This window comes from Acidovorax sp. Root217, assembly GCF_001428645.1.
Taxonomy (GTDB): domain Bacteria; phylum Pseudomonadota; class Gammaproteobacteria; order Burkholderiales; family Burkholderiaceae_C; genus Acidovorax.
In genome coordinates, this window is record NZ_LMIH01000015.1 from 65,182 (window position 1) to 86,785 (window position 21,604).

The following is a 21,604-nucleotide window of genomic DNA, read 5'->3' on the forward strand; positions in this document are numbered from 1 at the left end:
TCGGTCTTTTCGTGGTCAGGCCTGGAACGCGTCGGTGTGGTACGCCAGGGCATCGAACTTCTGCGGGACGGCGGGCTGCGCCGGCGACTGCAGGCTGCACTGCCACCAGCCCACGTCGTGCCACTGCCCGTGCTTGAAGCCGACCTGGCGGTACACGCCCAGCGCCTCGAAGCCCACGGACTCGTGCAGCGCCACGCTGGCCTGGTTGGGCAAGGCAATGCCGGCAAATGCCTGGCAGTAGCCGAGGCCGACCAGGATGCGCTTGAGCTCGCCATACAGCTTCTTGCCGATGCCCTGCCCCCGCGCGTCCTCGCGGATGTAGGCCGTGGTGTCCACGGACCACTGGTAGGCCAAGCGCTCGCGGTGCCTGCTGGCGTACACATAGCCGTTGACCCGGCCCTGCGCGTCTTCGCTGACCAGCCAGGGCAAGGTCTGCAGGGTCTGGGCCATGCGCTCGCGCATCTGCTCCACGGTGGGCACCTCCAGCTCGAACGAGATGCTGGTGTGCTGCACGATGGGCGCGTAGATTGCGGCAATGGCTTCAGCGTCGGCGGGGGTGGCGATGCGGATGGTCATGGGTCAGCGTCTGGTGGTACGGGGTGAAGAAAGAGCACGGCGCTGTTCAGCAGCAAGGTCCGCGTCCTTGGGCGGGCGCGGCAAGGTGCAGCAAGGCACGGCCTGGTCTTGCCGCAGCGCCTTCATGAGCAACTGCAGCGACTTCTCGACGGCGGCGCGGTCGCGCTCGCTCAGGCACCCGAGCAACTGCGCCGCGTGGGCGTCCAGGGTGCTGTTCAGTTCGCGGACCCTGCCCTCCCCCTCGGCGGTGAGCGTGACCAGCCAGCTGCGGGCATCCGCCGGGTTGGGCTCCTTGGTCACCAGGCCGCGCGCGGCCATGGCCTCCACCGCGCGCGAGACCCAGCTCTTTTCCAGGCTCACGCGCGCGCCCAGTTCGGACAACGGCAACGGGCCCGAGCGCCCCAGCTCGGTCAGCAGGTGGCACTGCGTGTTGGTGGTGTGGCTGCACTCGGCCACCACGCGCTGGGCGCGGGTGTACATGCGGGCCACTTCGCGCAGCAGGGCTCCGGAATCGGCAGCGGTCATTTGGGTGTGTACAGCAACTAAATGGCAACAGGTTAAGCACCGCACAGTTAGTTGTCAATAGCAACTTCATGGGCGAGCCGGACCCTTGCGGGACAGGGCTCAGATCGATGCCTGGTTCACCCGGCGCATCAGCGCCTCACCCGACTCCTTGCGCTCGCTGTAGCGGTCCACCAGGTACGGCGACACGTCGCGCGTGAGCAGGGTGAACTTCATGAGTTCTTCCATCACGTCCACGATGCGGTCGTAGTAGGCCGAGGGCTTCATGCGGTTGTCGTCGCCGAACTCCTGGAAGGCCTTGGCCACCGAGGACTGGTTGGGGATCGTGAGCATGCGCATCCAGCGGCCGAGCACGCGCATCTGGTTGACCGCGTTGAACGACTGCGAGCCGCCGCACACCTGCATCACCGCCAGGGTCTTGCCCTGTGTGGGACGCACGGCCCCCTGGGCCAGCGGGATCCAGTCGATCTGGGTCTTGAGGATGCCGGTCATGGCGCCATGGCGTTCGGGCGAGCACCAGACCATGCCCTCGGACCAGGCGGCCAGCGCGCGCAATTCCACCACCTTGGGGTGCGTGTCCGGGGCGCCGTCGGCCAGGGGCAGGCCCTCGGGGTTGAAGATCTTCACCTCGGCCCCCAGCGCCGTGAGGATGCGCGCGCCCTCCTCGGTGGCCAGGCGGCTGAACGAGCGCTCGCGCAGGGAGCCGTAGAGCATGAGGATGCGCGCGGGATGGGTGGACGCCAGCGGTGCGGACAAACGCGCGGCGTCGGGCACCTGCAGCAGTTGCGCGTCGATGTGGGGCAGGTCATAAAGCATGGGGCAGGCCGTGGTGCGGTAATGGTGGTTGCTCAGCTGTGTGCGATTCGGTTCAGCTGGGTCTGCAGGTCGGCGTCGCTCAGGTCGGCCAGGGGCAGCTCCAGCAATTGCAGCATGCGGTAGCCGATGGCCTGGCGGGTGATCTCGAAGGCCTGGCGTTTGGCCTCGTCGCCGCCCTGGGCGTTGGAGGGGTCGGGGTAGCCCCAGTGCATCTGGATGGGGGTGCCCGGCCAGTACGGGCAGACCTCGCTGGCCGCACTGTCGCAGACGGTGATGACGATGCGCATCACCGGTGCATCGGCGGCGGTGAACTCGTCCCAGCTCTTGCTGCGAAAGGCGTCCGTCCTGACGCCCGCACTGGCCAGCGCTTCGAGCGCCAGGGGGTTGATGCGGCCGCTCGGGGCGCTGCCGGCGCTGTGGGCCTGCACGTCCAGGCCGCGGACCTTGGCCAGGTGGTTGAGCATGCCTTCGGCCAGCACGCTGCGCGCGGAGTTGTGCGTGCACAGGATGAGGATGTGGGTGGTCATGGTCGTGGAAGGGAATGAAAAAGTGACGGGGCCCGGGTGGGGTTCACGCCTGCCCGATGTCCTGCACCTGGCGCTTGATCGCCAGGGAGTCGAGCTTCTCCAAAGGCAGCGCCAGCAGCAGCTCGATGCGCCGCTTGAGGATCAGCGCCGTGTCGCGGAACGCCTTGTCCACCGCTTCGGGCGTGCCCTCGGCGGCCGAGGGGTCGGGCACGCCCCAGTGCGCGCTCATCGGCTGGCCCGGCCAGACGGGGCAGACCTCGCCGGCGGCGTTGTCGCAGACGGTGAACACGAAGTCCATCTCGGGCGCGCCGGCCTGGGCAAACTCGTCCCAGTTCTTGCTGCGCGCGCCTGTGGACGGCACATGCAGCCGCTCCAGCGTGGCCAGGGCCAGCGGGTTGACGGTGCCGCTGGGAAAGCTGCCGGCCGAGTGCCCCCGAAAGCGCCCTCCTCCGAAATGGTTGAGCAAGGCCTCGGCCAGGATGGAACGGGCAGAGTTCTGCGTGCAGATGAAGAGCACGTTGTAGGTTTTTTCAGTCATGGGGAAAGACTCCAGGAAGTGGCGACGGCGGCGGGTTGAACGTTTAATTTCAACATTTCATTAAATATTGAAATAATGACCATGAAACGACAGACAATGGATCGGCCTATCAGGCCGCAGCAGTGGCCTTGGGGCGCTTCTTGCCAACGACCGAAGCTGGCGCGCAGCCAGCCTTGACGGGCAATTCGGCACACAGGCCCGGATTGCCCGCGCAGCACTCTTCGGTCAGATAGCCGATCAGATCCACCATCAGCGCCAGGTTGGCCCGGTAGCGCTGGTAGCGGCCCTCCTGCTCCACGGTGAGCAGCGAGGCGTGCGTCATGCCCTTGAGGTGAAAGGACAGATTGGTGGGCGGCACGTCCAGCGCCGCCGAGATCTCACCGGCCACCATGCCGCCGGGCCCCTGCCGCACGAGCAGGCGGAACACGTCGAGCCGCACCGGGGAGGACAGCGATTCGAAGACGGCGGTGGCGGCGGTTTTTTGCACGGACTGACTATACAAGAGCGGTTGGATGGCGGCACAGGCCCAGGGAATCAAGCGACCCTGCGGCCCTGCGCGTCGATGACCAGCTCGCCATCTTCCTTGGCGAACGGGCCGGGCAGCGCGGGCAGCAGGTCCAGCACCGCCTCGGAGGGGCGGCACAGGCGGGTGCCGGCGGGCGTGGCGACGATGGGCCGGTTGATGAGGATCGGGTGGGCCAGCATGGCGTCGAGCAGTTGCCCATCGGACAGCGCGGGGTCTTGCAGGCCCAGCTCGTCATGCGGGGTGCCCTTTTGCCGCAGCAGCGCGCGCACGGGGATGCCCATGGCGGCGATCAGTTCGGTGAGCTTTTCGCGGCTGGGCGGCGTCTTGAGGTATTCGACGACGGTGGGCTCGATGCCGGCGTGGCGGATCATCGCGAGCACGTTGCGCGACGTTCCACAGGCCGGGTTGTGGAAGATGGTGTGGTCGGTGGAAGCTTGCATAGCATCAATAATACAACTATTATTGAAATATTCAAGCGCCCGTTGCATTGCCCCCTCTCGCGAGCGGCTGCGGGCCGCATCCGTCGAAACCACCACCAAGAAAGAGGGAACAGATGCTTCTGGCTCTGTCGATATTCGTCGCCACCATCGCGCTGGTCATCTGGCAGCCGCGCGGGCTGGGCATTGGCTGGAGCGCCAGCGCGGGCGCCGCCGTGGCGCTGCTCACCGGCGTCGTGCAGGTGTCCGACATCGCGGTGGTCTGGCAGATCGTGTGGAACGCCACGGCCGCCTTCATCGCCATCATCATCGTCAGCCTGCTGCTCGACGAGGCGGGCTTCTTCGAGTGGGCGGCCCTGCACGTGGCGCGCTGGGGGCGCGGCAGCGGCCGCATGCTGTTCGCGCTCATCGTGCTGCTGGGCGCGGCGGTTGCGGCGGTGTTCGCCAACGACGGCGCGGCACTGATCCTCACCCCCATCGTGATCGCCATGCTGGTGGCCCTGGGGTTCAGCCCCGGCGCCACCCTGGCGTTCGTGATGGCGGCAGGCTTCATTGCTGACGCGGCCAGCCTGCCGCTGGTGGTGTCCAACCTGGTGAACATCGTCTCGGCCGACTTCTTTCGCATCGGGTTCAATGAATACGCCTCGGTCATGGTGCCGGTGAACATCGCCTCGGTGGCGGCCTCGCTGGCGGTGTTGCTGCTGTACTTTCGCAAGGAGATTCCGGCAACCTACAACCAGGACCAGCTCAAGCTGCCGGCCGCTGCCATCCGCGACCCGGCCACCTTCAAGACGGGGTGGGTTGTCCTGGTGCTGCTGCTGGTCGGCTTTTTCGGGCTGGAACCGCTGGGCGTGCCGGTCAGCGCCACCGCAGCCTCAGGCGCCGTGCTGCTGCTGGCCGTGGCGGGCCGGGGCCACATGATCAGCACAAAGAAGGTGCTGCGCGAGGCGCCCTGGCAGATCGTCGTCTTCTCGCTGGGCATGTACCTGGTGGTCTACGGGCTGCGCAACCAGGGGCTGACTGCGTACATCAGCCAGTGGCTCAACGCCTTTGCCGGCTACGGCATCTGGGGTGCTGCCATGGGGACCGGTGTGCTGACGGCGATTCTGTCATCCCTGATGAACAACATGCCCACCGTGCTGGTGGGTGCGCTGTCCATCGACGCATCCGCCGCCACCGGAGTGGTCAAGGAAGCGATGATTTACGCCAACGTCATCGGCAGCGACCTGGGGCCCAAGATCACACCCATTGGCTCGCTGGCCACGCTGCTGTGGCTGCATGTGCTGCAGCGCAAGGGCATCCGCATTGGCTGGGGGTATTACTTTCGCGTGGGGGCGGTCATCACCCTGCCCGTGCTGCTGGTCACCCTGGCGGCGCTGGCGCTGCGGCTTTCGCTCAGGTAGGCCCCAAAAGAGGCGGGCCGGCACCCAGGGGTACCGGCCCGCCGTCATTCAGCCGGGTTCAGCCGATCAATCGCAGCAGCCCAGCATTTCCAGGCAGCATTCGGCCAGTTCCGTGCAGCAGCCCGACTGGGCCATGGCCATGCCGGCCATCGACAGCAAGACAGCGGCCACGCCGAATTTGAAGAGTTGTTTTTTCATTGGGAAATTCCTGATTGAGAAATGAATGGATTGGATAGAAAACGGGAAACAAGAAATCATCCAGACCTCAATCGGGCGGCCTCCACACCGGGGCATCCCAGGACACCCACTGCCGACCGGCCCCGATGGCGTGCATCGAGGCCCGTGAAACCCCGTGCCATGGAGCATCCGGGGCGCCCATCAACGGCGTGCCACAAGGCTGGCAGCCGGCCATGCCGCAGGCATCGGCAGTACCGCAGGCATCGGCACTGCCGCAGTCGGCAATGCAGCAATGGTCGTAGCCCGACATGCTGGCCGACACCGTCTGGGTGAGGAAAGCACTGCCCAGCAACAGCAAGCAGATGGCAAGGAATCTTCGCACGGCTGCAATGTACCCCAGCGGTGCGTCCCGGCCAAACCGAAGGGTTTGGCCCTGCGGCCCTCCCGGCAGCCTACTTGCTGGCGCCCGCCTGCTCCACCACCGCCACGCGCCGGCGCAGGCGCTCCGCCGCGTCCTTGTCCCCCGCCGCCTCGGCGCGCTGCACCTGCAGCAGCAGCCAGGCCATGAGCGGGCGGCGCCAGCCCTGGGCGGAGGCGGTGTCGGTCGCGGTGGCGATGGCCGCCGGGTCCGCCCGGCCGGCCTGCAGCAGCACGCCGGCGGCCACCAGGCGCGAGAGCGGGTCTTCGATGGCGGCCAGCGCAGCCCCGCCCGATCCTGGCGCGGCCACGGCGCGCTGGGCGGCGGGCAGCAGCGCCACGTCGGGCGCTGCCAGCGGCTTGCCGGCCAGGTAATCGGCATAAGCGCGCTCGGGTGCGGCAGCATCCTGGCGCAGCGCCTCGAAGGCGGTGCAGGGCTCCACCGCCAGGCTGGCCACCTGGGCGGCGCAGCGCAGCAGTTCCAGCCGGGCCAGCAGGTCCGGGCGGGCGGTGCGGGCCACCTCGGCGCGGGCGCGCTCCCATTCGAGTCTTTCGACGCGGGCGTTGCCCGAGAGGTAGGCGTCGAGCGCCTTCTGCGACGAGCCCTGGGCGTTCATCTCCCACTCGGGTTCGGGCGGCTTGTTCGCGCAGCCGGCAAGCAAGCTGCCGATCAGGGTAGCGGCAAACAAACTTCGCACAATGGGCATGGTCTTGTGGGTCATGGCAGCTTGATCTCCCGGTCGCGTGCAAACGGCCATTTGCGGTTGATCTCGGTGACCAGGCTGTCGATCTTGCGCAGGTTGCTTTCCACCTCGGCGCGCAGGGCACCCAGGTCGTTGGTGGCCTCGCGGGCATTGGCGCCCACGGCCTGGGCCTCGACCAGCACGGCGTCCACCTTCTTGAGGCTGGTGCGGGTGTCGGCCAGCAGGTCGTTGACCTGGCCGACGGCGGCACGCAGTTCGGGCACCAGCGCATCCTTGTTGCCGTCGGCGCCGAAGACCTGGCGGTCCGCGCGCGTGGCCAGGGTATCCAGGCGCGCCAGCAGGGTGTTGGTGCGGTCCAGCGTGGTCACGAGCTTCTTGGCATCGCTCTCGCTGCCCATGAGGGCGCCGAGCACGCCGCCCGGGCCGTTCAGGCGCTCGGTCAGTTGCTGCACGTTGCTCAGGGTGCTGCCCAGGGCCGCGTCCTGCGCGGTCAGGTTGTTCAGGTTGCCCAGCAGCTCGCGCGCCGAGGCCATGAGCTGCGGGATCTCGGCCGTGGCATCGCCGCGCAGCACCGGGCGCACCGCGCCATTCTCCAGCGGCGGGTCGGTGAGGATGCCGCTGTAGGCGCGGATGTTGGTGCCGCCCACGATGCCGCGCACCAGGGTGAACACGCTGGAGCTGCGCAGCCAGTGCGCATCCTTGCTCGGCACCTCGATGGTGATGCGGGCATTGCCCTCGTTGGCCAGCTCGATGCGGCGCACCCGCCCAATGGGAAAGCCCGAGAACGTCATGTCCATGCCCACCACCACACCCTCGGAATCGTCGGCCGTGAGCACCAGGGTCTGCGTGGGCTCGAACACGCCGCGCGCATACATGAGGAACAGGCCCGAGCCGACGATGAGCGCCAGCGTGAACATCAGCAGTGCCGCGGCCTTGATCTCCAGGTAGGCCACGGGGCGCAGCATCTCCTGCGTGGAGCCTTCGGTCGGCGGCGGTGCCGGAGGTGGAGTGCGGTCGGTCATGGGTGTGTTGTTGTTGTGGGTCAGTAGTAGTTGCCCATCAGCGAGGCCACTTCGATCAGCAGCAGCACCGCGAACATGCGCGCCAGGCCACCGAGCTCCGAGTCGGGCTGGTCCCGGCCCTCGGCGTCGTACAAACCGGCGGCCATGGGGATCAGCGCCACGGTGAGGCTGAAGAACAGCGTCTTGAGCGCGAACAAGGTGGTCACGCTGGGGGTGAATACGCGCCCGAACATGCGTGTGTAGCCCCCCGCCTCGGCCAGGTTGAAGCCGTACACGCCCAGGTAGCCCATGACCAGCGCCACCACGCAGCTGAGCGCGGCCAGGGTGATGCTGGCGAACACCCCGGCCACCACGCGCGGCAGCAGCTCCACGCGCACCGGATCCGACCCCTGGGCGCGCAGCTCGTCGAAGCGGCCCGACTGGCGCAGCAGGGCCAGTTGCGTGCCGTTGGGGATGGTGGCGCGCATGGCCACGAAGAGTGCGGCGGTGAGCGGGATCAGCTCCAGCACCAGCACGCGGATCACCATCTCCATGGCGTAGCGCGAGAGCCCGTAGCTGAGCGCCGTGACCACCACGATGCGCGTGAGCACCAGGCTGATCAGCGCGGCCAGCACGGTGAAACCCAGCAGCACCGGTGCTGTGTCCAGGTACAGGTGGCGCGCCAGCGAACGGCGCGTGGCGCGCCCGTAGCTCGACGGCGAGAGCACCAGCACCAGCACCACCGCCCCCAGGTACAGGATGCGCCACCACGCCACGGCCCAGCGGCGTACCGTGCTCCAGGCACGCTCGGGCAGGGACAGGCCGGGAAGGCGGTTGATCATGAATTGATCATAGCCGCCGGGGCTTGCGTTCCCAAGCGGAAGGCCCGCTGAATGCATCGGGCATTTGCAGCAGCCGCGGCTTGTGCTGCATGGAGATGCAGCTATGCATTGCATAGCAGACGATACATGCGCTCACACCCTGCCTATTTGCGGGCGTTCTGCGGCGCCACCGGCATGCGCCCCACATAACGCCCGCGCGGGCGGATCACCTGCGCCACGCCGCGCTGCTCCAGGCTGTGGGCCAGCAGCCCCACGCTGCGCGCGGTGGCGAACAGGGCAAACGCCGCGTCGGCAGGCAGGCGATGGTGGGCCACCAGCGCGGCCAGGGCCACGTCGATGTTGGGCTGCAGGCCGGTCAACTCGGTCGCCTTGTGGATGAAGCGCGCAATCACCTCGGGCGGCTCGAACATCGCGAGCAGGGCCGCCGCACGCGGGTCGCCATCGGGGTAGATGTGGTGGCCGAAGCCGGCCAGCGGCAGGCCGGTGGAAAGGTAGTGGGCCAGCACCTTGTCCTCGCCCAGCCGCTCCACCTCGCTGAACAACGCCTGCACGCGGCCCGAGGCATCGCCGTGCAGGGGCCCCGACAGGGTGCTCAGCCCCGCCAGCACGCAGGCCGGCAGCGAGGCCCCGGTGGACGCAGCGATGCGCGTGGCAAAGGCCGAGCTCGTGAGCTCGTGGTCGGCCAGCAGCACCAGCGCCGTGCGCAGCAGCTCGGCCACGGGCGCGCGCTGCTTCCAGCCCTTGGCAAACCGCAGGTGCAGCGGGCCCTTGCCGGGCTGCGCACCGAAGGCATTGGCCAGTTGGCCCACCAGGGCCTGGCCCTCGGCATGCAGAACGCGCGTGAGCCGCCCGCTGGTGGAATGCCCCGTGGCGGCCAGCCCGGCGAGCACCGTGAACGCGGCGCCCCGCCCCGGCGCCGCGGTGCCGGCCGGCGCATCGCAGGCGAAGTCCACTGCCTGCTCGGCCGCCCACAGCAGTTGGGCCGCGTCTTCGAGCGTGGCGGTGCGCGCCAGCACGATGGCGTCTTCACCCCGGTAGTGAGGGCGCTCGCGGAAGAAGGCCGACAGCGCCGTCGGGATGCTGGGCTCGGCCCCGAACAGCGTGTTGGTGGCCAGCGTCTCGCGCTTGCTGCCGGCCTTCTTGCGCCGGGCCAGGCCGCTCAGGTCCTCGGCGCGGTACAGGCTTTTGCGCGTGTCGGCAGGGTCGGGCATGACCTCGAGCTTGCCGCGGCTCACGTAGGCATAGATGGTCTGCGGTTGCACGCCGAGGAGCTGGCAGGCCTCGGTCATCGAAATCCAGGAAGCCATGGCGGTCGTGTTTGTTGAGTCTATACATTGATTTTACACGTCAAGATTGACCACTGCATCAACACAAAACTACGATGCACTCCATTCCAACCTGTTCCGCATACCGACATGACAAAGCCCCAGGTTCTGCAACTCAACCCCATCCTGATTCCGTCGGTGAACGACACGCTCGCCTCGCTGTACACGGTGCACAAATACTTCGAGATGGCCGACGGCGCGGCCTGGCTGCGAGCGCACGGCGCTGGCATCGGCGCGGTGATCACCGGCGGGCACACGGGCATCTCGCACGCCATGCTGGAGCAATTGCCCGCCCTGAAGGTGGTGGCCGTGAACGGCGTGGGCACCGACGCGGTGGACCTGGCCTACTGCCGTGGCCGCGCCCTGCCCGTCACCGCCACCCTGGGCGCGCTGACCGAGGACGTGGCAGACCTGGCCATCGGCCTTCTGATCGCGGCCTGCCGCAACATCTGCACCGGCGACCGCTTCGTGCGCGACGGCCAGTGGGAACATTTTCCGCAGCCCAGCGCCATTCCACTGGCACGGCGCTTTTCCGGCATGCGCGTGGGCATCGTCGGCATGGGCCGCGTGGGCCGCGCCGTGGCGGTGCGCGCCACGGCCTTTGGCTGCCCCGTCGCCTACACCGACCTCTACGCCATGGACGATGTGGCGCACCGCTTCGTGCCGGGTCTGCTCGACCTGGCCCGCGGCTCGGATGCGCTGGTGCTGTGCGCCGCGGCCGACAGCGCCGAAGGCATCGTCGATGCGGCCGTGCTCGATGCACTGGGCCCGCGCGGCTACCTGGTCAACGTGGCGCGCGGCCGCCTGCTCAACGAGAACGACCTGGCCGAGGCCGTGGCCGCGGGTCGGATTGCAGGGGCCGGGTTGGACGTCTTCGTGGACGAGCCGCGCGTGCCCCTGGCGCTGCGCCAGAGCGAGCGCACCGTGCTGCAGGCCCACCGCGCCAGTGCCACCTGGGAGACGCGCGCGGCCATGGGCCAGATGGTGCTGGACAGCGTGGCCCAGGCGCTGGCCGGCGAGCGGCCGGCAATGAGCTTGACGACATGAGCTGATTCCGACGGCCCCGCGGCATTTCCCACGATTTCAGAACCACAACGGAGACAAGACACCATGACGTCCACACGACGCGCAGCATTCGCCCTGGCCATCGCTATTGGCACCGCCGCCCTGGCGGGCCCGGCCCTCGCACAAGGCTTTCCCAATCGCCCGGTGACCCTGGTCGTGCCCTTCCCGCCCGGGGGCGGCACCGACACCGGAGGCCGTGTCATCGCCGAGCAATTGGCCCGGCGCTGGGGCCAGCCCGTGGTGGTGGAGAACAAGGGCGGCGCGGCCGGGCAGATCGGAGCCGACTACGTGGCCAAGTCCAGGGCCGACGGCTACACCCTGCTCCTGGGCAACATTGGCACGCAGGCCATCAACCCCTCGCTGTACGCCAAGCTGCCTTACGACGCGGACAAGGCCTTCGCCCCCATCTCGCTGGTGGCCGAGTTGCCGCTGGCGATGATGGTCAACCCGGCCGTGGCGGCAAAGACACCGGCAGAGTTCATCGCCCTGGCGAAGGCGCAGCCGGGCAAGCTGAGCTACAGCAGTTCGGGGGCCGGCGGCGCGCCACACCTGGCGGCCGAGATGTTCAAGGACCAGACGGGCACCTTCATCCTGCACGTGCCCTACCGGGGCGGCGGCCCTGCGATTGCCGACCTGCTGGCGGGCCACGTGCAGCTGTCGTTCATGACCGCGCTGGAAGCCTCGGGCCACATCAAGGCCGGCAAGCTGCGCGCCCTGGCCGTCACCGGCGACAAGCGCCTGCCCGCATTGCCCGAGGTACCCACGCTGGGCGAGGGGGCACTGCCTGGTTTCAACGCCATTTCGTGGATCGGCCTGCTGGCACCGGCCGGCACCCCGCCGGACGTAGTGGACAAGGTGGCGGCCGACGTGCGCGCCGTGCTGGCGGACGAAGCCGTGAAGGCGCGCTTTGCCGGGCTGGGCGGCGTGCCGCGTGCCACCTCGCCGCAGGAGTTCGGCAAGCTGATAGCGGCCGACAAGGCGCGCTACGCGCAGATCATCCGCAGCCGCAAGATCACCATCGAGTGAGCCACCATGCCGGACTTCGCGTTTCCCCCATCCGCTGCCACCACCCTGCCGGTGGCAGGCAGCAGCTCCCTCTTCCCCGTGGGCCGGGTGTTCTGCATCGGCCGCAACTACCGCTGGGCGCCCGATGAAACCAGGCCCACGCACATGCCCGCCTGGTTCATGAAGCCCGCCAGCGCCGTGGTGCCGGCCCAGGGTGTGCTGCCCTACCCTGCGCAAACCAGCGACTTCTGCCACGAGATCGAGCTGGTGGTTGCCATCGGCCGGGGCGGCCGTGACCTTGCCCCGGAGCGCGTAGAGGCAGAGCACATCTGGGGCTATGCCGCCGGGCTGGACATGACACGGCGCGACCTGCAGCAACAGGCCAAGCAGGCGGGTGGCCCCTGGGAGCCCGCCAAGGCCTTCGACCAGTCCGCCCCCTGCACCCCCATCGTTCCCGCCGCCGTGTGCGGCCACCCCCGCCAAGGCGCCATCTGGCTCACGGTGAATGGCCAGGACCGCCAGCGGGCGGACCTGGCCGGCCTGCTGTGGACGGTGCCGGAGCTGGTGGCCATGCTGTCGCGCTCCGTCACGCTCGCGCCTGGGGACCTGGTCTACACCGGCACACCGGCCGGGGTAGGCCCGCTGCAACCGGGCGATGCGGTGCGCGCAGGCGTGCAGGGCATCGGCGAACTTTCCATGGCGGTGGGCGCTGGCCCATCGGCGATTTCTCCCATTTGACGGAGACAGACCTTGAGCATGAACACCCTTTCACCCCCTCGCATCGCCCTGGTCACCGGGGCGGGCAGCGGCATTGGCCGCACCACCGCGCTCGGCCTGCTGGGCGACGGCTGGACTGTGGTGCTGGCGGGCCGCCGCGCCGAACCACTGCAGGCCCTGGCGGACGAGGCCGCCGCGCGCGGCCAGTCGGCTGTGGCCGTGCCCACCGACGTGACCGACCCGGCCAGCGTGCAGGCCCTCTTCGACGCCATCGAGCAGCGCTTTGGCCGGCTGGACCTGCTGTTCAACAACGCCGGGGTGAACGCCCCGGCCGTGCCCATGGACGAGCTGCCGCTGGAGAAGTGGCTGAGTGTGCTCAACACCAACGTGGGCGGCGTGTTCCTGTGCGCACGCGCGGCCTTCGGGCTCATGCGCCGCCAGGTGCCGCAAGGCGGGCGCATCATCAACAACGGCTCGATCTCGGCGCACACGCCGCGCCCCTTCACGGCCCCCTACACCCTGAGCAAGCACGCGGTGACGGGCCTGACCAAGGCGCTGGCGCTCGATGGCCGCCCCTTCGGCATCGTGGCCAGCCAGATCGACATCGGCAATGCGCTCACCGAGCTGTCCGAACGCATGACCCGGGGGGTGCTGCAGGCCAACGGCACGGTGGCGCCCGAGCCCATGATGGACGCCACCCATGTGGCCGATGCGGTGCGCCACATCGCCGCGCTGCCGCTGTCGGCCAACGTGCTGAACATGACCATCATGGCCAGCGCCATGCCCTTCGTCGGGCGCGGCTGAGGCCTGGCGACGACCCGATTCCACAAGACCACAAAGGAGACAAACACCATGCAAACCCCATCCACAAGCATCAAGGCGCTGGCCCGTACGGCGGTGCTGGCCCTGCTGGCCGCAGCGCCGCAACTGGCATCTGCCCAGGCGGCCGCCTACCCCACGCGCGCCATCAAGATCATCGTGCCCGCGCCGCCCGGCGGCGCCATCGACACCATTGCCCGCGTGGTCGGCGACAAGCTGGCCACGTCCCTGGGCCAGGCGGTCATCGTCGACAACCGGCCCGGCGCCTCGAACAACCTGGGCACCGACGTGCTGGCCAAGGCGGCGCCCGACGGCTACACCATCGGCATCGTGGGCGGCAGCCACAACATCAACAAGTACCTGTTCAAGAACCTGGGCTGGGACCCGGAAAAGAGCTTCGAGCCCATCGTCTACACCCACGAGGTGCCACTGGTCTTCGCCATCTACCCGCAGATCCCTGCGAAGACGCTGCCCGAATTCGTGGCCTGGATGAAGGCCAACCCCGACCAGGCCAAGGTTGCCACCTCGGGCCGGGGCAGCGCCCAGGAAATGGCCGCCGAGATGTTCCGCATGGCCAGCGGCGCTCAGATGCTGCTGGTGCCCTACAAGGGCTCGTCGGCCGCGCACCCCGACCTGCTGGCCGGGCGCACTGCGCTGTACATCGACACCATCAGCGCCATCCTGCCGCAGGTCAAGGGCGGCAACGTGCGCGCCGTGGCCGTGTCCACCCGCAAGCGCTCCAGCGCCCTGCCCGACGTGCCCACGGCCGACGAACAGGGCCTCAAGGGCTACGACGCCAACACCAACGGCGGCTTTCTCGCACCGGCCGGCACGCCCAAGGCCTTCGTCGCCAAGCTCAACGCCGAGATCAACGCGGCGCTGAAGCTGCCCGACGTGCGCAGCAAGCTGGAGGCCGCCGGCATCGAGATCCAGGGCGGCACGCCGCAGGAGTATGCGGCGCTGATCAAGTCGGACCTGGCCAAGTGGGGCAAGGTGGTCAAGGAGGCGGGGATTCAGCCGGAGTAAGCCGGAGTGCCGATGGCCCGCGCGGCCCACCGGGCATTTGCGCAGGGGACGGGACATTCCGCAGTACCGATAGACGCAGGGTGCTCCCCCGCAGGTCGGAGGTAAAACCCGGCAACACCGGCCTATCGGGCGTTGCAGCCGATGCGCCTCAGGCTACCGGCTCCCAGCGCCCCGTGCGCTCGGACAGCCACAGGGCATCGATCACCCGCGCCTGGGCCACCGCGTCATCAAGGCCATCGGGCTGCGGCCCCGCTGCGTCGCGTACCCGGCGGGAAAAAGCCTCCACCTGCAGCCGGTACTGGTCGCAGGCCGGCAGGGTTTCGACGATGGTGCCGCTGCCATCGAGCTGCCCGCCGTCGTCCACCGCCAAGCGCATCTCGCCGCCCCGCACCGCATTGAAGGGGATGAAAAGTTCGATGCGTCCGCGCGTGCCCACCACCTGCACCCTTTGAAACCGGGCGCTCTGCGTCGAGACCGTGAATGCCACCTGCCTGCCGGAGCCAAAATCCAGCAGTGCGCTGGTGAGCCGGTCGGTCCCCAGTTGCGGGTCGCGGTCTACCAGCGAAACGGCGCGCAAAGGCTCGCACTCGAACAGATAGCGTCCCGCCAGAACCGCATAGCAACCAATGTCGAACAGCGCCCCACCGCCGATGCCGGGCTGGTTGCGGATGTTGCCCGGATCGTCGTTGAAGTACGAGAAGAACACCTGTACCGCTTGCGGCTTGCCAATGCGCCCCGCGCGCACCAGTTCGCGGGCGCGCAGCCACTGCGGGTGGTGGCGCACCATGAAGGCCTCCTCGATGTGCACGCGGCGGCTGGCGGCCCGGAGTAATTCGGCCTCTGCAGCGCTGAGCGCCACCGGCTTCTCGCACAGCACATGCTTGCCAGCGGCCGCCGCCTGCAGGGTCAGCGGCACGTGCAGGTGGTTGGGCAGGGGGTTGTAGATCGCCTCGATGGCCGGGTCGGCCAGCAGTTCCTCGTAGCTACCGTAGGCCTGGGCAATGCCCAGCGATCGCGCGGCCTCCTCGGCAGCGGACAGCGAGCGCGAAGCGATGGCGCGCAGCTCGACCAGCGGGCTGGCCCGCATGGCGGGAATCACATGCTGGATGCCGATCCTGGCCGTACTCAGAACACCCCACACCACGGGTTTCATGGGCACTCCCCGTTCACAACGGCGGGTCAAAGATAGCTGTTGAGCAGATTCTCGAGCAGCTCCTGCCGCCCGGAAACCGGCCGCGTGTCCTGGTTGCGCTGCAGCGCACGGGCCGCCACCTCGTCCAGCCCCAGCCGGCCGGCCAGCAGGTCCTGGCCAAACGCATCACCCCAGCCGGCGTAGCGGGCATCGACATGGCGGGCCAGGCGCCCGTCGGTGATCATTTTCTCGGCAATCAGCAGCGCCCGGGCCGAGACATCCATGCCGCCGATGTGGCCGTGGAACATGTCCTCGGCGTCCAGCGACTGTCGCCGCACCTTGGCGTCGAAGTTCAGGCCCCCGGTGGTGAAACCGCCGGCCTGAAGGATCAGGTACAGGGCCAGGGCCGTCTCGGGGATGTTGTTGGGGAATTGGTCGGTGTCCCAGCCGCACTGCATGTCGCCGCGGTTCATGTCGATCGAGCCGAAAATGCCCAGGTCAATGGCGGTGGCGATCTCGTGCTCGAAGCTGTGGCCCGACAGCGTGGCGTGGTTGGCCTCGATGTTGACCTTGATCTCCTTGTCCAGCCCATAGCGGGCCAGGAAGCCATAGACCGTGGCGGTGTCAAAGTCGTACTGGTGCTTGGAGGGTTCACGCGGCTTGGGCTCGATCAGGATCGGGCCCTTGAAGCCGATCTTGTGCTTGTACTCCACCACCATGTTCAAGAAGCGGCCCATCTGGTCCAGCTCGTGGCCCACGCGGGTGTTGAGCAGGGTCTCATAGCCCTCGCGGCCACCCCACAGCACATAGTTCTCCCCGCCCAGCTTGAGCGTCGCGTCCATCGCCTCTTTCACCTGCAGGGCAGCCAGGGCAAAGATTTCGGGGTCGGGATTGGTCGAGGCGCCGGACATGAAGCGGCGGTGGCTGAACAGGTTGGCCGTTCCCCACAGCAGCTTCATGCCCGTCTCGGCCTGCTTGGCCTGCAGCACATCGACCATCTCGTGCAGGTGGTTCACGCTTTCGCGGGGTGTGCTGCCCTCGGGCGCCACGTCGCGGTCGTGAAAGCAGTAGTACGGCGCGCCCAGGCGCACAAAGAAGTCAAACGCCGCATCGGCCTTCATGCGCGCAGCGGCCATGGGGTCGGCCGTGCGCTGCCAAGGACGCTCGAAGGTGCCGTCGTAGCCGAAAGGGTCGAACCCGTTCCAGCAGAAGCTGTGCCAGTAGCAGACGGCAAAACGCAGGTGCTCCTCCATGCGCTTGCCCAGCACCAGGCGGTCTTTGTCGTACCACTTGAAGGCCAGCGGGTTGGAAGACTCAGGGCCTTCGTAGGCGATGGGGGCAATGTCGGAAAAATAGGTGCTCATGGGTTTCTCGGCTAAGGACGTCAGGGCCTGCGGTACAGGCTGCGGAACAGGGCGTGGCGAGGCGCCAGCAGCGCGCTCTCGCCCGGGTCGGGCTGGTAGACGGTGTCCACGGGGGGAGGCAGGCAGGTAGAGGCCATCGGGGCCCCCGCGCTCAGGGCGCCCAGGCGGGCGGCGCCCAGGGCGCCGCCGACGGCTGAACCACCGTGGGTGACGATCTCCACACCAAGCGCGCTGGCCAGCATCTGGGCCCAGAAGGCGCTGCGGGCGCCACCGCCCACCAGCGACAGGCGCGTGACCTCGCTGCCAGCGGCGTTCAATGCGGCCAGGCCATCGCGCAAGCCAAAGCCCACGCCTTCCATCACCGCGTAGCCCAGGCGCGCGGCATCGGTATCGAAGTCCAGGCCGTGGAAGCTGCCCCGCACAGCGGCGTCGTTGTGGGGCGTGCGCTCGCCGCTGAGGTACGGCAGGAACAGCGGCGCGGCCTCTCGACCCGCGGCATCCAGCGCCGCCGCGCGTGCCGCCACGTCTGCGACGTGGGGCGTACCCAGCAGCTTGGCGACCCACTGCAGCGCGCTGGCCGCCGCGAGCATCACACTCATCTGGTGCCAGCGACCGGGCACGGCATGGCAGAAAGCGTGCGTGGCGCTGGCGGCATTGGGCTGGTAAGTGGGCGTGACCACGAACAGCACGCCGCTGGTGCCCAGCGACAGGAAGCCCTGGCCTGGCTGCACCGCGCCCATGCCCACGGCGCTGGCCGCGTTGTCGCCCGCACCACCCGCCACCACGGTGCCAGGCGGCAGGCCCAGCGACTGCGCGACCTCGGTCCGCAGCCGCCCGCTGACCTCGCTGCCTTCGACGAGCCGGGGCATGTGCCGGCGCGCAAGGCCGGTCAGCGCCAGAAGTGGGTCGGACCAGTCACGGCGCTGCACATCCAGCCAGAGCGTGCCGCTGGCGTCCGACATGTCGCTGGCGTGTTCCCCTGTGAGCATCAGGCGCACATGGTCCTTGGGCAGTAACACCTTGGCCACGCGCCGGAACACCTCGGGCTCGTGGCGCGCGACCCAGCGCAGCTTGGGCGCGGTGAAGCCCGGCATCGCCAGGCTGCCGCCCAGATCGCTCAGGGCCGCAAGCTCGTGCATCATCTCGCTGCACTCTGCGGCGCTGCGCGTGTCGTTCCAGAGGATTGCGGGCCGCAGTGCGCGGTCTTGCGCATCCAGCAGCACGGCGCCATGCATCTGGCCAGAAAGGCCGATGGCTTGCGTCGCCGCATACTCGCCCGGGTGCGCCGCCTGCAGGCTGGCCAGGGCCGCCTGCGTGGCGCCCCACCAGTCAGCGGGGTCCTGCTCGCTGTGGCCCGGGTGGGGCCGCGACACCGTGAGGGCCACGCCCGCCGAGCCCACCACGCGCTGGTCAGGCCCCAGCAGCAGGGCCTTGACTTCGGAGGTGCCAATGTCGATGCCGAGGTACATGGGTTGCTGCAATCAATCAGTGAAGGAATTGGGGCGCTGCTTCGCCCTGCCGGTCTTCGGACTCGTCCGGTGGCGCGGTGACCGCAGGCGCATGCATGGGCCGAAGCTCGTGGTGCAGCACCAGTGCGGCTGCGCCGACGGCCGAGGCCAGCAACCCGTAGCGGGCCGAGCGCACCCTGGGCGCGGCCATGCCTGCGCTGGCCGCATAGCCCTCCAGCGTTTCTCGGGCCACGCGCAGGATGCCGGGATAGCGCTCGCAAGACGGTCCACCGACGACCAGTGCACCCGGGTTGAAGGTGGTCCACAGGTTTTGCAGCACCACGCCCAGGTAGACACCGCCGCGCGCTGGCTCGGCCTGCCGCTCCAGAGCGCGGGCGCCAAGAAAGGTTTCGGCACACCCCTTGCGTCCGCAGGAGCACGCCGGTCCGTCGATCTGCAAAATGCTGTGGCCGATTTCGCCAGCCATGCCCTGCAGCCCGGTGAACAGACGGTCGTTGAGCACGATGCCAGCGCCCACGCCCACGCCGCAGGTCACGAAGATCAGCGAATCCGTCGCCTCACCGCCGGCAAACTCGTATTCGCTGAGCGCTGCGGTGTCGGCTTCGTTTTGCACGTGCATTGCCACCGACGGGCAGCCAGCCTCGGCCAGGGCGCGTGCCATCAGCGGCTGGAAGGCCACATCGCGCCAGCCCAGGTTGGGCGCGAAGCGGATGGTGCCGGTGGCCTCGTCGAACGCGCCGGGCACACCGATGCCCATGCCAGAGACCAGCACCGGCCTGGCCGCAAGCTCGCCATGTGCGCGCACCACCAGGGCCGCAACCTGGCCGCACACCGCTCCAGGCGCGCGGTCGGCCAGGGGCTCCTCTGCAGACCACAGTACCTCGCCAGTGAGCGACACACCCACCACGCGCAGCGACTCGACCCCGATCTCCACGCCCAGCATGGCGCGGCGGCTGCCGTCCAGCTGCAAGGGTGTGGAGGGGCGGCCAAGGCCCTGCGCGGGCGCCAGGCTGGTTTCGGTGATCCAGCCCTCTTCGATCAACTCGCGCACCAGCAGGCTCACGGTCGACTTGGTCAGGCCGCTCTCGCTGGCCAGTTGCGCGCGAGACAGGCCGCCCCGCTGGCGCAGCAACCGCAGGAGCACGCTGCGGTTGATGCGTTTGACAAGTTGCTGGTCGCCGGTGGTTTTCATGGTGTGGTCTTCGGAGCGCCGGTTTTCAAAGGCTGTGGGCCTGCGCTTTTCCCTCGGGTTGTTTGCCGGCGATGATCATGCCCAGAACCTCGTCCTCGGTAACCTCGGCCGTGCGGTAGGTGCCCACCAGGCGCCCGTTCTTCATCACCGCCAGGCGGTCGCTGAGCCCGAACACGTCGGGCATGTCGTGGGTGATCAGGAAGATACCCACGCCCTCGGCCTTGAGCTGGCGCACCAGGTTGCCCACCATCGCGGTTTCCTCAGGACCGAGCGCGGCAGTGGGCTCGTCCATGATCAGGATGCGTGCGTTGAAGTAGATGGCGCGCGAGATCGCCACCACCTGGCGCTGGCCGCCCGACAGGCGCCGCACCGGCGTGCGCACGTTGCGAAAGTTCTTATTCAGGCGCTCGAATACCTTGCGCGCTTCGGCGTCCATGCGGTGGTCGTCCAGCGTGCGCCAGGGTGTGAGCAGCTCACGCCCCAGGAACAGGTTGGCCACCGCGTCCAGGTTGTCGGCCAGCGCCAGCGTCTGGTAGATCGATTCGATGCCGAGGCGCTGGGCATCGACGGGCGTACGGATGTGGGATTTCTGCCCCTGCACCAGCACCTCTCCGCTGTCGATCGGGTAGGCGCCCGCCAGCATCTTCATCAGCGTGGACTTGCCTGCACCGTTGTGCCCCAGCAAGGCGACCACCTCGCCCGGGTGCAGGTTCAGGCTGACACCGTCCACCGCCTTCACGCCGCCAAACGACTTGCCGATGTGGCGCATTTCCACCAGGGGCGCGTTCATGCCGCGTCTCCGGTCAAGCGGCGATAGACCACGTCGAACACCACGGCGGCAATCAGGACCTGGCCGATGATCACGTAGCGCAGGCCAATCGAGATGTCCAGCAACAACAGGCCGCTGTCGATGCTTTGCATGATGAGCGCGCCCAGTACCGATCCCAGAATGGAACCACTGCCGCCGGAGAGCGCCGTGCCGCCGATCACGGCCGCTGCGATCACAAACAGCTCCATGCCGGTGCCCAGTGAATTGGTGCCCGCGTTCAGCCGTGCAATCGAGACCATGGCCGCGATGGTGATGAAAACCCCCATCAGAGCAAACAGCATCAGGGTGACGCGACGCACCGGAATACCGACCAGCGCGGCGGCCTCCGGGTTGCCCCCCATGGCAAACACATAGCGGCCAAAACGTGTGCGGCGCACTATGAACGACAGCACCACGGCCACGCCGCCCCAGATCAGCACGGGGATCGGCACGCCCTGGGGCGCGTCCTTGGTGGGGATCTGGTAGGCGTTCATCGTGGCGACAAAGACCACGGCAATCAACGCTGGCACGGCGGCCACCAGGGCATCCAGCCACAGCGGCGGGCTGGGCACACCATACGCAGCCTTGGCCCGGCGCCGCAGCCAGGTCTTGACCCCCATGGCCACGACCAGCGCCAGCGCCAGCCACCAGCTGGCCTGCACGCCGATGGCGCCATCAAAGCCACCGCCCAGCCTTTGAAAGAATGCGTCGCTGACCGGTTGGGTCTTGCCATCGGCCACCAGAAAGGCCGCGCCGCGAAACGACATCAGCCCACCCAGCGTGACCACGAAAGACGGCACCCCCAGCATTGCCGTGAGCGCACCCTGGTAAAGCGATACGCCGATGGCGACGGCCAGCCCGGCGAGGGAGGCCTCGACCCAGTGCCAGCCGGCGGTGTACATCAGCGTGGCGATCAGCACACCCACAAACCCCATGACGGAGCCGACCGACAGGTCGATGTGGCGTGCGACGATGACCAGCACCACCACCGTGGCCACGATGCCGACCACCGCGGTCTGCTGGGCAATGTTGTAGAGATTCTCGGGCGACAGGAACAGGCCGCCGGAGAGGATGTTGAACACGATGGCCGTGGCCACCAGGACCACCCCCATCAGCACCAGCCGCCAATCGATGGCCAACTGCCTGAGGGCATTGGGAACAGGACTCACAAGCGCACTCCACCAGAAACAAAAAGG

General features: G+C 68.3%; 25 protein-coding genes. 6 read left to right on the plus strand and 19 right to left on the minus strand.

Going from position 1 to position 21,604, the window contains the following annotated elements; genetic code table 11:
• Nucleotides 1-15: 15 nt before the first annotated feature.
• The 7 genes from ASE31_RS16605 to arsC form a co-directional block, all read right to left on the minus strand.
• Nucleotides 16-576, minus strand: a complete 561-nt coding sequence (locus ASE31_RS16605) for an arsinothricin resistance N-acetyltransferase ArsN1 family B (protein WP_057202932.1) — start codon at nucleotides 574-576, stop codon at nucleotides 16-18.
• A gap of 3 nt (nucleotides 577-579) precedes the next feature.
• Nucleotides 580-1,101, minus strand: a complete 522-nt coding sequence (locus ASE31_RS16610) for a MarR family winged helix-turn-helix transcriptional regulator (protein WP_057202933.1) — start codon at nucleotides 1,099-1,101, stop codon at nucleotides 580-582.
• Nucleotides 1,102-1,200: 99 nt separating this feature from the next.
• Nucleotides 1,201-1,914 carry an arsenical resistance protein ArsH gene (gene arsH / locus ASE31_RS16615; RefSeq protein WP_057202934.1) on the minus strand — a complete coding sequence of 238 codons (714 nt, stop codon included), beginning with the start codon at nucleotides 1,912-1,914 and terminating at the stop codon, nucleotides 1,201-1,203.
• 32 nt (nucleotides 1,915-1,946) lie between these two features.
• A complete protein-coding gene (locus ASE31_RS16620) occupies nucleotides 1,947-2,441 on the minus strand; it encodes an arsenate reductase ArsC (RefSeq protein WP_057202935.1) in 495 nt (164 codons plus the stop codon).
• Between the two features lie 43 nt (nucleotides 2,442-2,484).
• Entirely contained in the window at nucleotides 2,485-2,979 is a 495-nt protein-coding gene (locus tag ASE31_RS16625) for an arsenate reductase ArsC (protein ID WP_057202936.1), read from the minus strand.
• A 109-nt stretch (nucleotides 2,980-3,088) separates the two neighbouring features.
• A complete protein-coding gene (locus ASE31_RS16630) occupies nucleotides 3,089-3,466 on the minus strand; it encodes a helix-turn-helix transcriptional regulator (protein WP_057202937.1) in 378 nt (125 codons plus the stop codon).
• A 47-nt stretch (nucleotides 3,467-3,513) separates the two neighbouring features.
• Nucleotides 3,514-3,945, minus strand: a complete 432-nt coding sequence (arsC, locus tag ASE31_RS16635; protein ID WP_057202938.1) for an arsenate reductase (glutaredoxin) — start codon at nucleotides 3,943-3,945, stop codon at nucleotides 3,514-3,516.
• Nucleotides 3,946-4,058: 113 nt separating this feature from the next.
• Between arsC and ASE31_RS16640 the strand changes: the two genes are divergently transcribed.
• The gene (locus ASE31_RS16640) at nucleotides 4,059-5,345 is read left to right on the plus strand and encodes an arsenic transporter (RefSeq protein ID WP_057202939.1); all 1,287 of its coding nucleotides are present in this window, start codon (nucleotides 4,059-4,061) and stop codon (nucleotides 5,343-5,345) included.
• A gap of 66 nt (nucleotides 5,346-5,411) precedes the next feature.
• Here ASE31_RS16640 and ASE31_RS32955 read toward each other — a convergent pair whose 3' ends face one another.
• From ASE31_RS32955 to ASE31_RS16660, 6 genes are all read right to left on the minus strand, one after another.
• Nucleotides 5,412-5,543, minus strand: a complete 132-nt coding sequence (locus ASE31_RS32955) for a hypothetical protein (protein WP_255357682.1) — start codon at nucleotides 5,541-5,543, stop codon at nucleotides 5,412-5,414.
• A gap of 67 nt (nucleotides 5,544-5,610) precedes the next feature.
• On the minus strand, nucleotides 5,611-5,904 hold the full coding sequence (locus ASE31_RS31715; RefSeq protein ID WP_157412531.1) for a hypothetical protein: 294 nt from the start codon (nucleotides 5,902-5,904) through the stop codon (nucleotides 5,611-5,613).
• Between the two features lie 70 nt (nucleotides 5,905-5,974).
• Nucleotides 5,975-6,661: a hypothetical protein gene (locus ASE31_RS16645; RefSeq protein ID WP_235514576.1), complete on the minus strand. Its 687-nt coding sequence runs from the start codon at nucleotides 6,659-6,661 to the stop codon at nucleotides 5,975-5,977.
• Nucleotides 6,658-7,665, minus strand: a complete 1,008-nt coding sequence (locus tag ASE31_RS16650; protein WP_057202940.1) for an MlaD family protein — start codon at nucleotides 7,663-7,665, stop codon at nucleotides 6,658-6,660. The genes ASE31_RS16645 and ASE31_RS16650 overlap by 4 nt, the downstream gene beginning before the upstream one ends.
• A 20-nt stretch (nucleotides 7,666-7,685) precedes the next feature.
• Entirely contained in the window at nucleotides 7,686-8,486 is an 801-nt protein-coding gene (locus ASE31_RS16655) for an ABC transporter permease (protein ID WP_057202941.1), read from the minus strand.
• Nucleotides 8,487-8,629: 143 nt separating this feature from the next.
• Nucleotides 8,630-9,793 (minus strand): citrate synthase family protein, encoded by a 1,164-nt coding sequence (locus ASE31_RS16660; protein WP_057202942.1) that lies wholly within the window; start codon nucleotides 9,791-9,793, stop codon nucleotides 8,630-8,632.
• 108 nt (nucleotides 9,794-9,901) lie between these two features.
• Here ASE31_RS16660 and ASE31_RS16665 point away from each other — a divergent pair, with 108 nt between their 5' ends.
• The 5 genes from ASE31_RS16665 (at nucleotide 9,902) to ASE31_RS16685 (ending at nucleotide 14,443) form a co-directional block, all read left to right on the plus strand.
• On the plus strand, nucleotides 9,902-10,858 hold the full coding sequence (locus ASE31_RS16665; RefSeq protein WP_057202943.1) for a 2-hydroxyacid dehydrogenase: 957 nt from the start codon (nucleotides 9,902-9,904) through the stop codon (nucleotides 10,856-10,858).
• Between the two features lie 63 nt (nucleotides 10,859-10,921).
• Complete coding sequence (locus tag ASE31_RS16670; protein WP_057202944.1) at nucleotides 10,922-11,902, plus strand: tripartite tricarboxylate transporter substrate binding protein; 981 nt, start codon at nucleotides 10,922-10,924, stop codon at nucleotides 11,900-11,902.
• A gap of 6 nt (nucleotides 11,903-11,908) precedes the next feature.
• Entirely contained in the window at nucleotides 11,909-12,619 is a 711-nt protein-coding gene (locus ASE31_RS16675; protein WP_057202945.1) for a fumarylacetoacetate hydrolase family protein, read from the plus strand.
• A gap of 18 nt (nucleotides 12,620-12,637) precedes the next feature.
• Entirely contained in the window at nucleotides 12,638-13,402 is a 765-nt protein-coding gene (locus ASE31_RS16680; protein ID WP_057202946.1) for an SDR family oxidoreductase, read from the plus strand.
• A gap of 48 nt (nucleotides 13,403-13,450) precedes the next feature.
• Nucleotides 13,451-14,443, plus strand: coding sequence for a tripartite tricarboxylate transporter substrate binding protein (locus ASE31_RS16685; protein ID WP_057202947.1), 993 nt, complete (start codon nucleotides 13,451-13,453; stop codon nucleotides 14,441-14,443).
• Nucleotides 14,444-14,591: 148 nt separating this feature from the next.
• Here the strand turns inward: ASE31_RS16685 and ASE31_RS16690 are convergent, their stop codons facing one another.
• The 6 genes from ASE31_RS16690 to ASE31_RS16715 are packed head-to-tail and all read right to left on the minus strand — an operon-like array spanning nucleotide 14,592 to nucleotide 21,520.
• Nucleotides 14,592-15,596, minus strand: a complete 1,005-nt coding sequence (locus ASE31_RS16690; protein WP_057202948.1) for a Gfo/Idh/MocA family protein — start codon at nucleotides 15,594-15,596, stop codon at nucleotides 14,592-14,594.
• A gap of 26 nt (nucleotides 15,597-15,622) precedes the next feature.
• Entirely contained in the window at nucleotides 15,623-16,939 is a 1,317-nt protein-coding gene (gene xylA, locus ASE31_RS16695) for a xylose isomerase (RefSeq protein ID WP_057202949.1), read from the minus strand.
• A 20-nt stretch (nucleotides 16,940-16,959) separates the two neighbouring features.
• Nucleotides 16,960-18,408: a xylulokinase gene (gene xylB, locus ASE31_RS16700; RefSeq protein ID WP_057202950.1), complete on the minus strand. Its 1,449-nt coding sequence runs from the start codon at nucleotides 18,406-18,408 to the stop codon at nucleotides 16,960-16,962.
• A gap of 16 nt (nucleotides 18,409-18,424) precedes the next feature.
• On the minus strand, nucleotides 18,425-19,600 hold the full coding sequence (locus ASE31_RS16705) for an ROK family transcriptional regulator (RefSeq protein WP_057202951.1): 1,176 nt from the start codon (nucleotides 19,598-19,600) through the stop codon (nucleotides 18,425-18,427).
• 25 nt (nucleotides 19,601-19,625) lie between these two features.
• Entirely contained in the window at nucleotides 19,626-20,390 is a 765-nt protein-coding gene (locus ASE31_RS16710) for an ATP-binding cassette domain-containing protein (protein WP_057202952.1), read from the minus strand.
• Nucleotides 20,387-21,520, minus strand: coding sequence for a sugar ABC transporter permease (locus tag ASE31_RS16715; protein WP_057202973.1), 1,134 nt, complete (start codon nucleotides 21,518-21,520; stop codon nucleotides 20,387-20,389). The genes ASE31_RS16710 and ASE31_RS16715 overlap by 4 nt, the downstream gene beginning before the upstream one ends.
• Nucleotides 21,521-21,604 lie beyond the last annotated feature (84 nt).

Excerpts from the sequence above, each read along its gene's own strand:
- ASE31_RS16620 (WP_057202935.1), bottom strand. The coding sequence starts at position 2,441 with ATGACCACCCACATCCTCATCCTGTGCACGCACAACTCCGCGCGCAGC.
- ASE31_RS32955 (WP_255357682.1), bottom strand. The coding sequence starts at position 5,543 with ATGAAAAAACAACTCTTCAAATTCGGCGTGGCCGCTGTCTTGCTGTCG.
- ASE31_RS16610 (WP_057202933.1), bottom strand. The coding sequence starts at position 1,101 with ATGACCGCTGCCGATTCCGGAGCCCTGCTGCGCGAAGTGGCCCGCATG.
- ASE31_RS16655 (WP_057202941.1), bottom strand. The coding sequence starts at position 8,486 with ATGATCAACCGCCTTCCCGGCCTGTCCCTGCCCGAGCGTGCCTGGAGC.
- ASE31_RS16660 (WP_057202942.1), bottom strand. The coding sequence starts at position 9,793 with ATGGCTTCCTGGATTTCGATGACCGAGGCCTGCCAGCTCCTCGGCGTG.
- ASE31_RS16645 (WP_235514576.1), bottom strand. The coding sequence starts at position 6,661 with ATGACCCACAAGACCATGCCCATTGTGCGAAGTTTGTTTGCCGCTACC.
- xylA (WP_057202949.1), bottom strand. The coding sequence starts at position 16,939 with ATGAGCACCTATTTTTCCGACATTGCCCCCATCGCCTACGAAGGCCCT.
- arsH (WP_057202934.1), bottom strand. The coding sequence starts at position 1,914 with ATGCTTTATGACCTGCCCCACATCGACGCGCAACTGCTGCAGGTGCCC.
- ASE31_RS16640 (WP_057202939.1), top strand. The coding sequence starts at position 4,059 with ATGCTTCTGGCTCTGTCGATATTCGTCGCCACCATCGCGCTGGTCATC.
- ASE31_RS16685 (WP_057202947.1), top strand. The coding sequence starts at position 13,451 with ATGCAAACCCCATCCACAAGCATCAAGGCGCTGGCCCGTACGGCGGTG.
- ASE31_RS16670 (WP_057202944.1), top strand. The coding sequence starts at position 10,922 with ATGACGTCCACACGACGCGCAGCATTCGCCCTGGCCATCGCTATTGGC.
- ASE31_RS16625 (WP_057202936.1), bottom strand. The coding sequence starts at position 2,979 with ATGACTGAAAAAACCTACAACGTGCTCTTCATCTGCACGCAGAACTCT.
- ASE31_RS16605 (WP_057202932.1), bottom strand. The coding sequence starts at position 576 with ATGACCATCCGCATCGCCACCCCCGCCGACGCTGAAGCCATTGCCGCA.
- ASE31_RS16675 (WP_057202945.1), top strand. The coding sequence starts at position 11,909 with ATGCCGGACTTCGCGTTTCCCCCATCCGCTGCCACCACCCTGCCGGTG.
- ASE31_RS16705 (WP_057202951.1), bottom strand. The coding sequence starts at position 19,600 with ATGAAAACCACCGGCGACCAGCAACTTGTCAAACGCATCAACCGCAGC.
- ASE31_RS16680 (WP_057202946.1), top strand. The coding sequence starts at position 12,638 with ATGAACACCCTTTCACCCCCTCGCATCGCCCTGGTCACCGGGGCGGGC.
- ASE31_RS16665 (WP_057202943.1), top strand. The coding sequence starts at position 9,902 with ATGACAAAGCCCCAGGTTCTGCAACTCAACCCCATCCTGATTCCGTCG.
- xylB (WP_057202950.1), bottom strand. The coding sequence starts at position 18,408 with ATGTACCTCGGCATCGACATTGGCACCTCCGAAGTCAAGGCCCTGCTG.
- ASE31_RS16690 (WP_057202948.1), bottom strand. The coding sequence starts at position 15,596 with ATGAAACCCGTGGTGTGGGGTGTTCTGAGTACGGCCAGGATCGGCATC.
- ASE31_RS16710 (WP_057202952.1), bottom strand. The coding sequence starts at position 20,390 with ATGAACGCGCCCCTGGTGGAAATGCGCCACATCGGCAAGTCGTTTGGC.
- ASE31_RS16715 (WP_057202973.1), bottom strand. The coding sequence starts at position 21,520 with ATGGGGGTGGTCCTGGTGGCCACGGCCATCGTGTTCAACATCCTCTCC.
- arsC (WP_057202938.1), bottom strand. The coding sequence starts at position 3,945 with ATGCAAGCTTCCACCGACCACACCATCTTCCACAACCCGGCCTGTGGA.
- ASE31_RS16650 (WP_057202940.1), bottom strand. The coding sequence starts at position 7,665 with ATGACCGACCGCACTCCACCTCCGGCACCGCCGCCGACCGAAGGCTCC.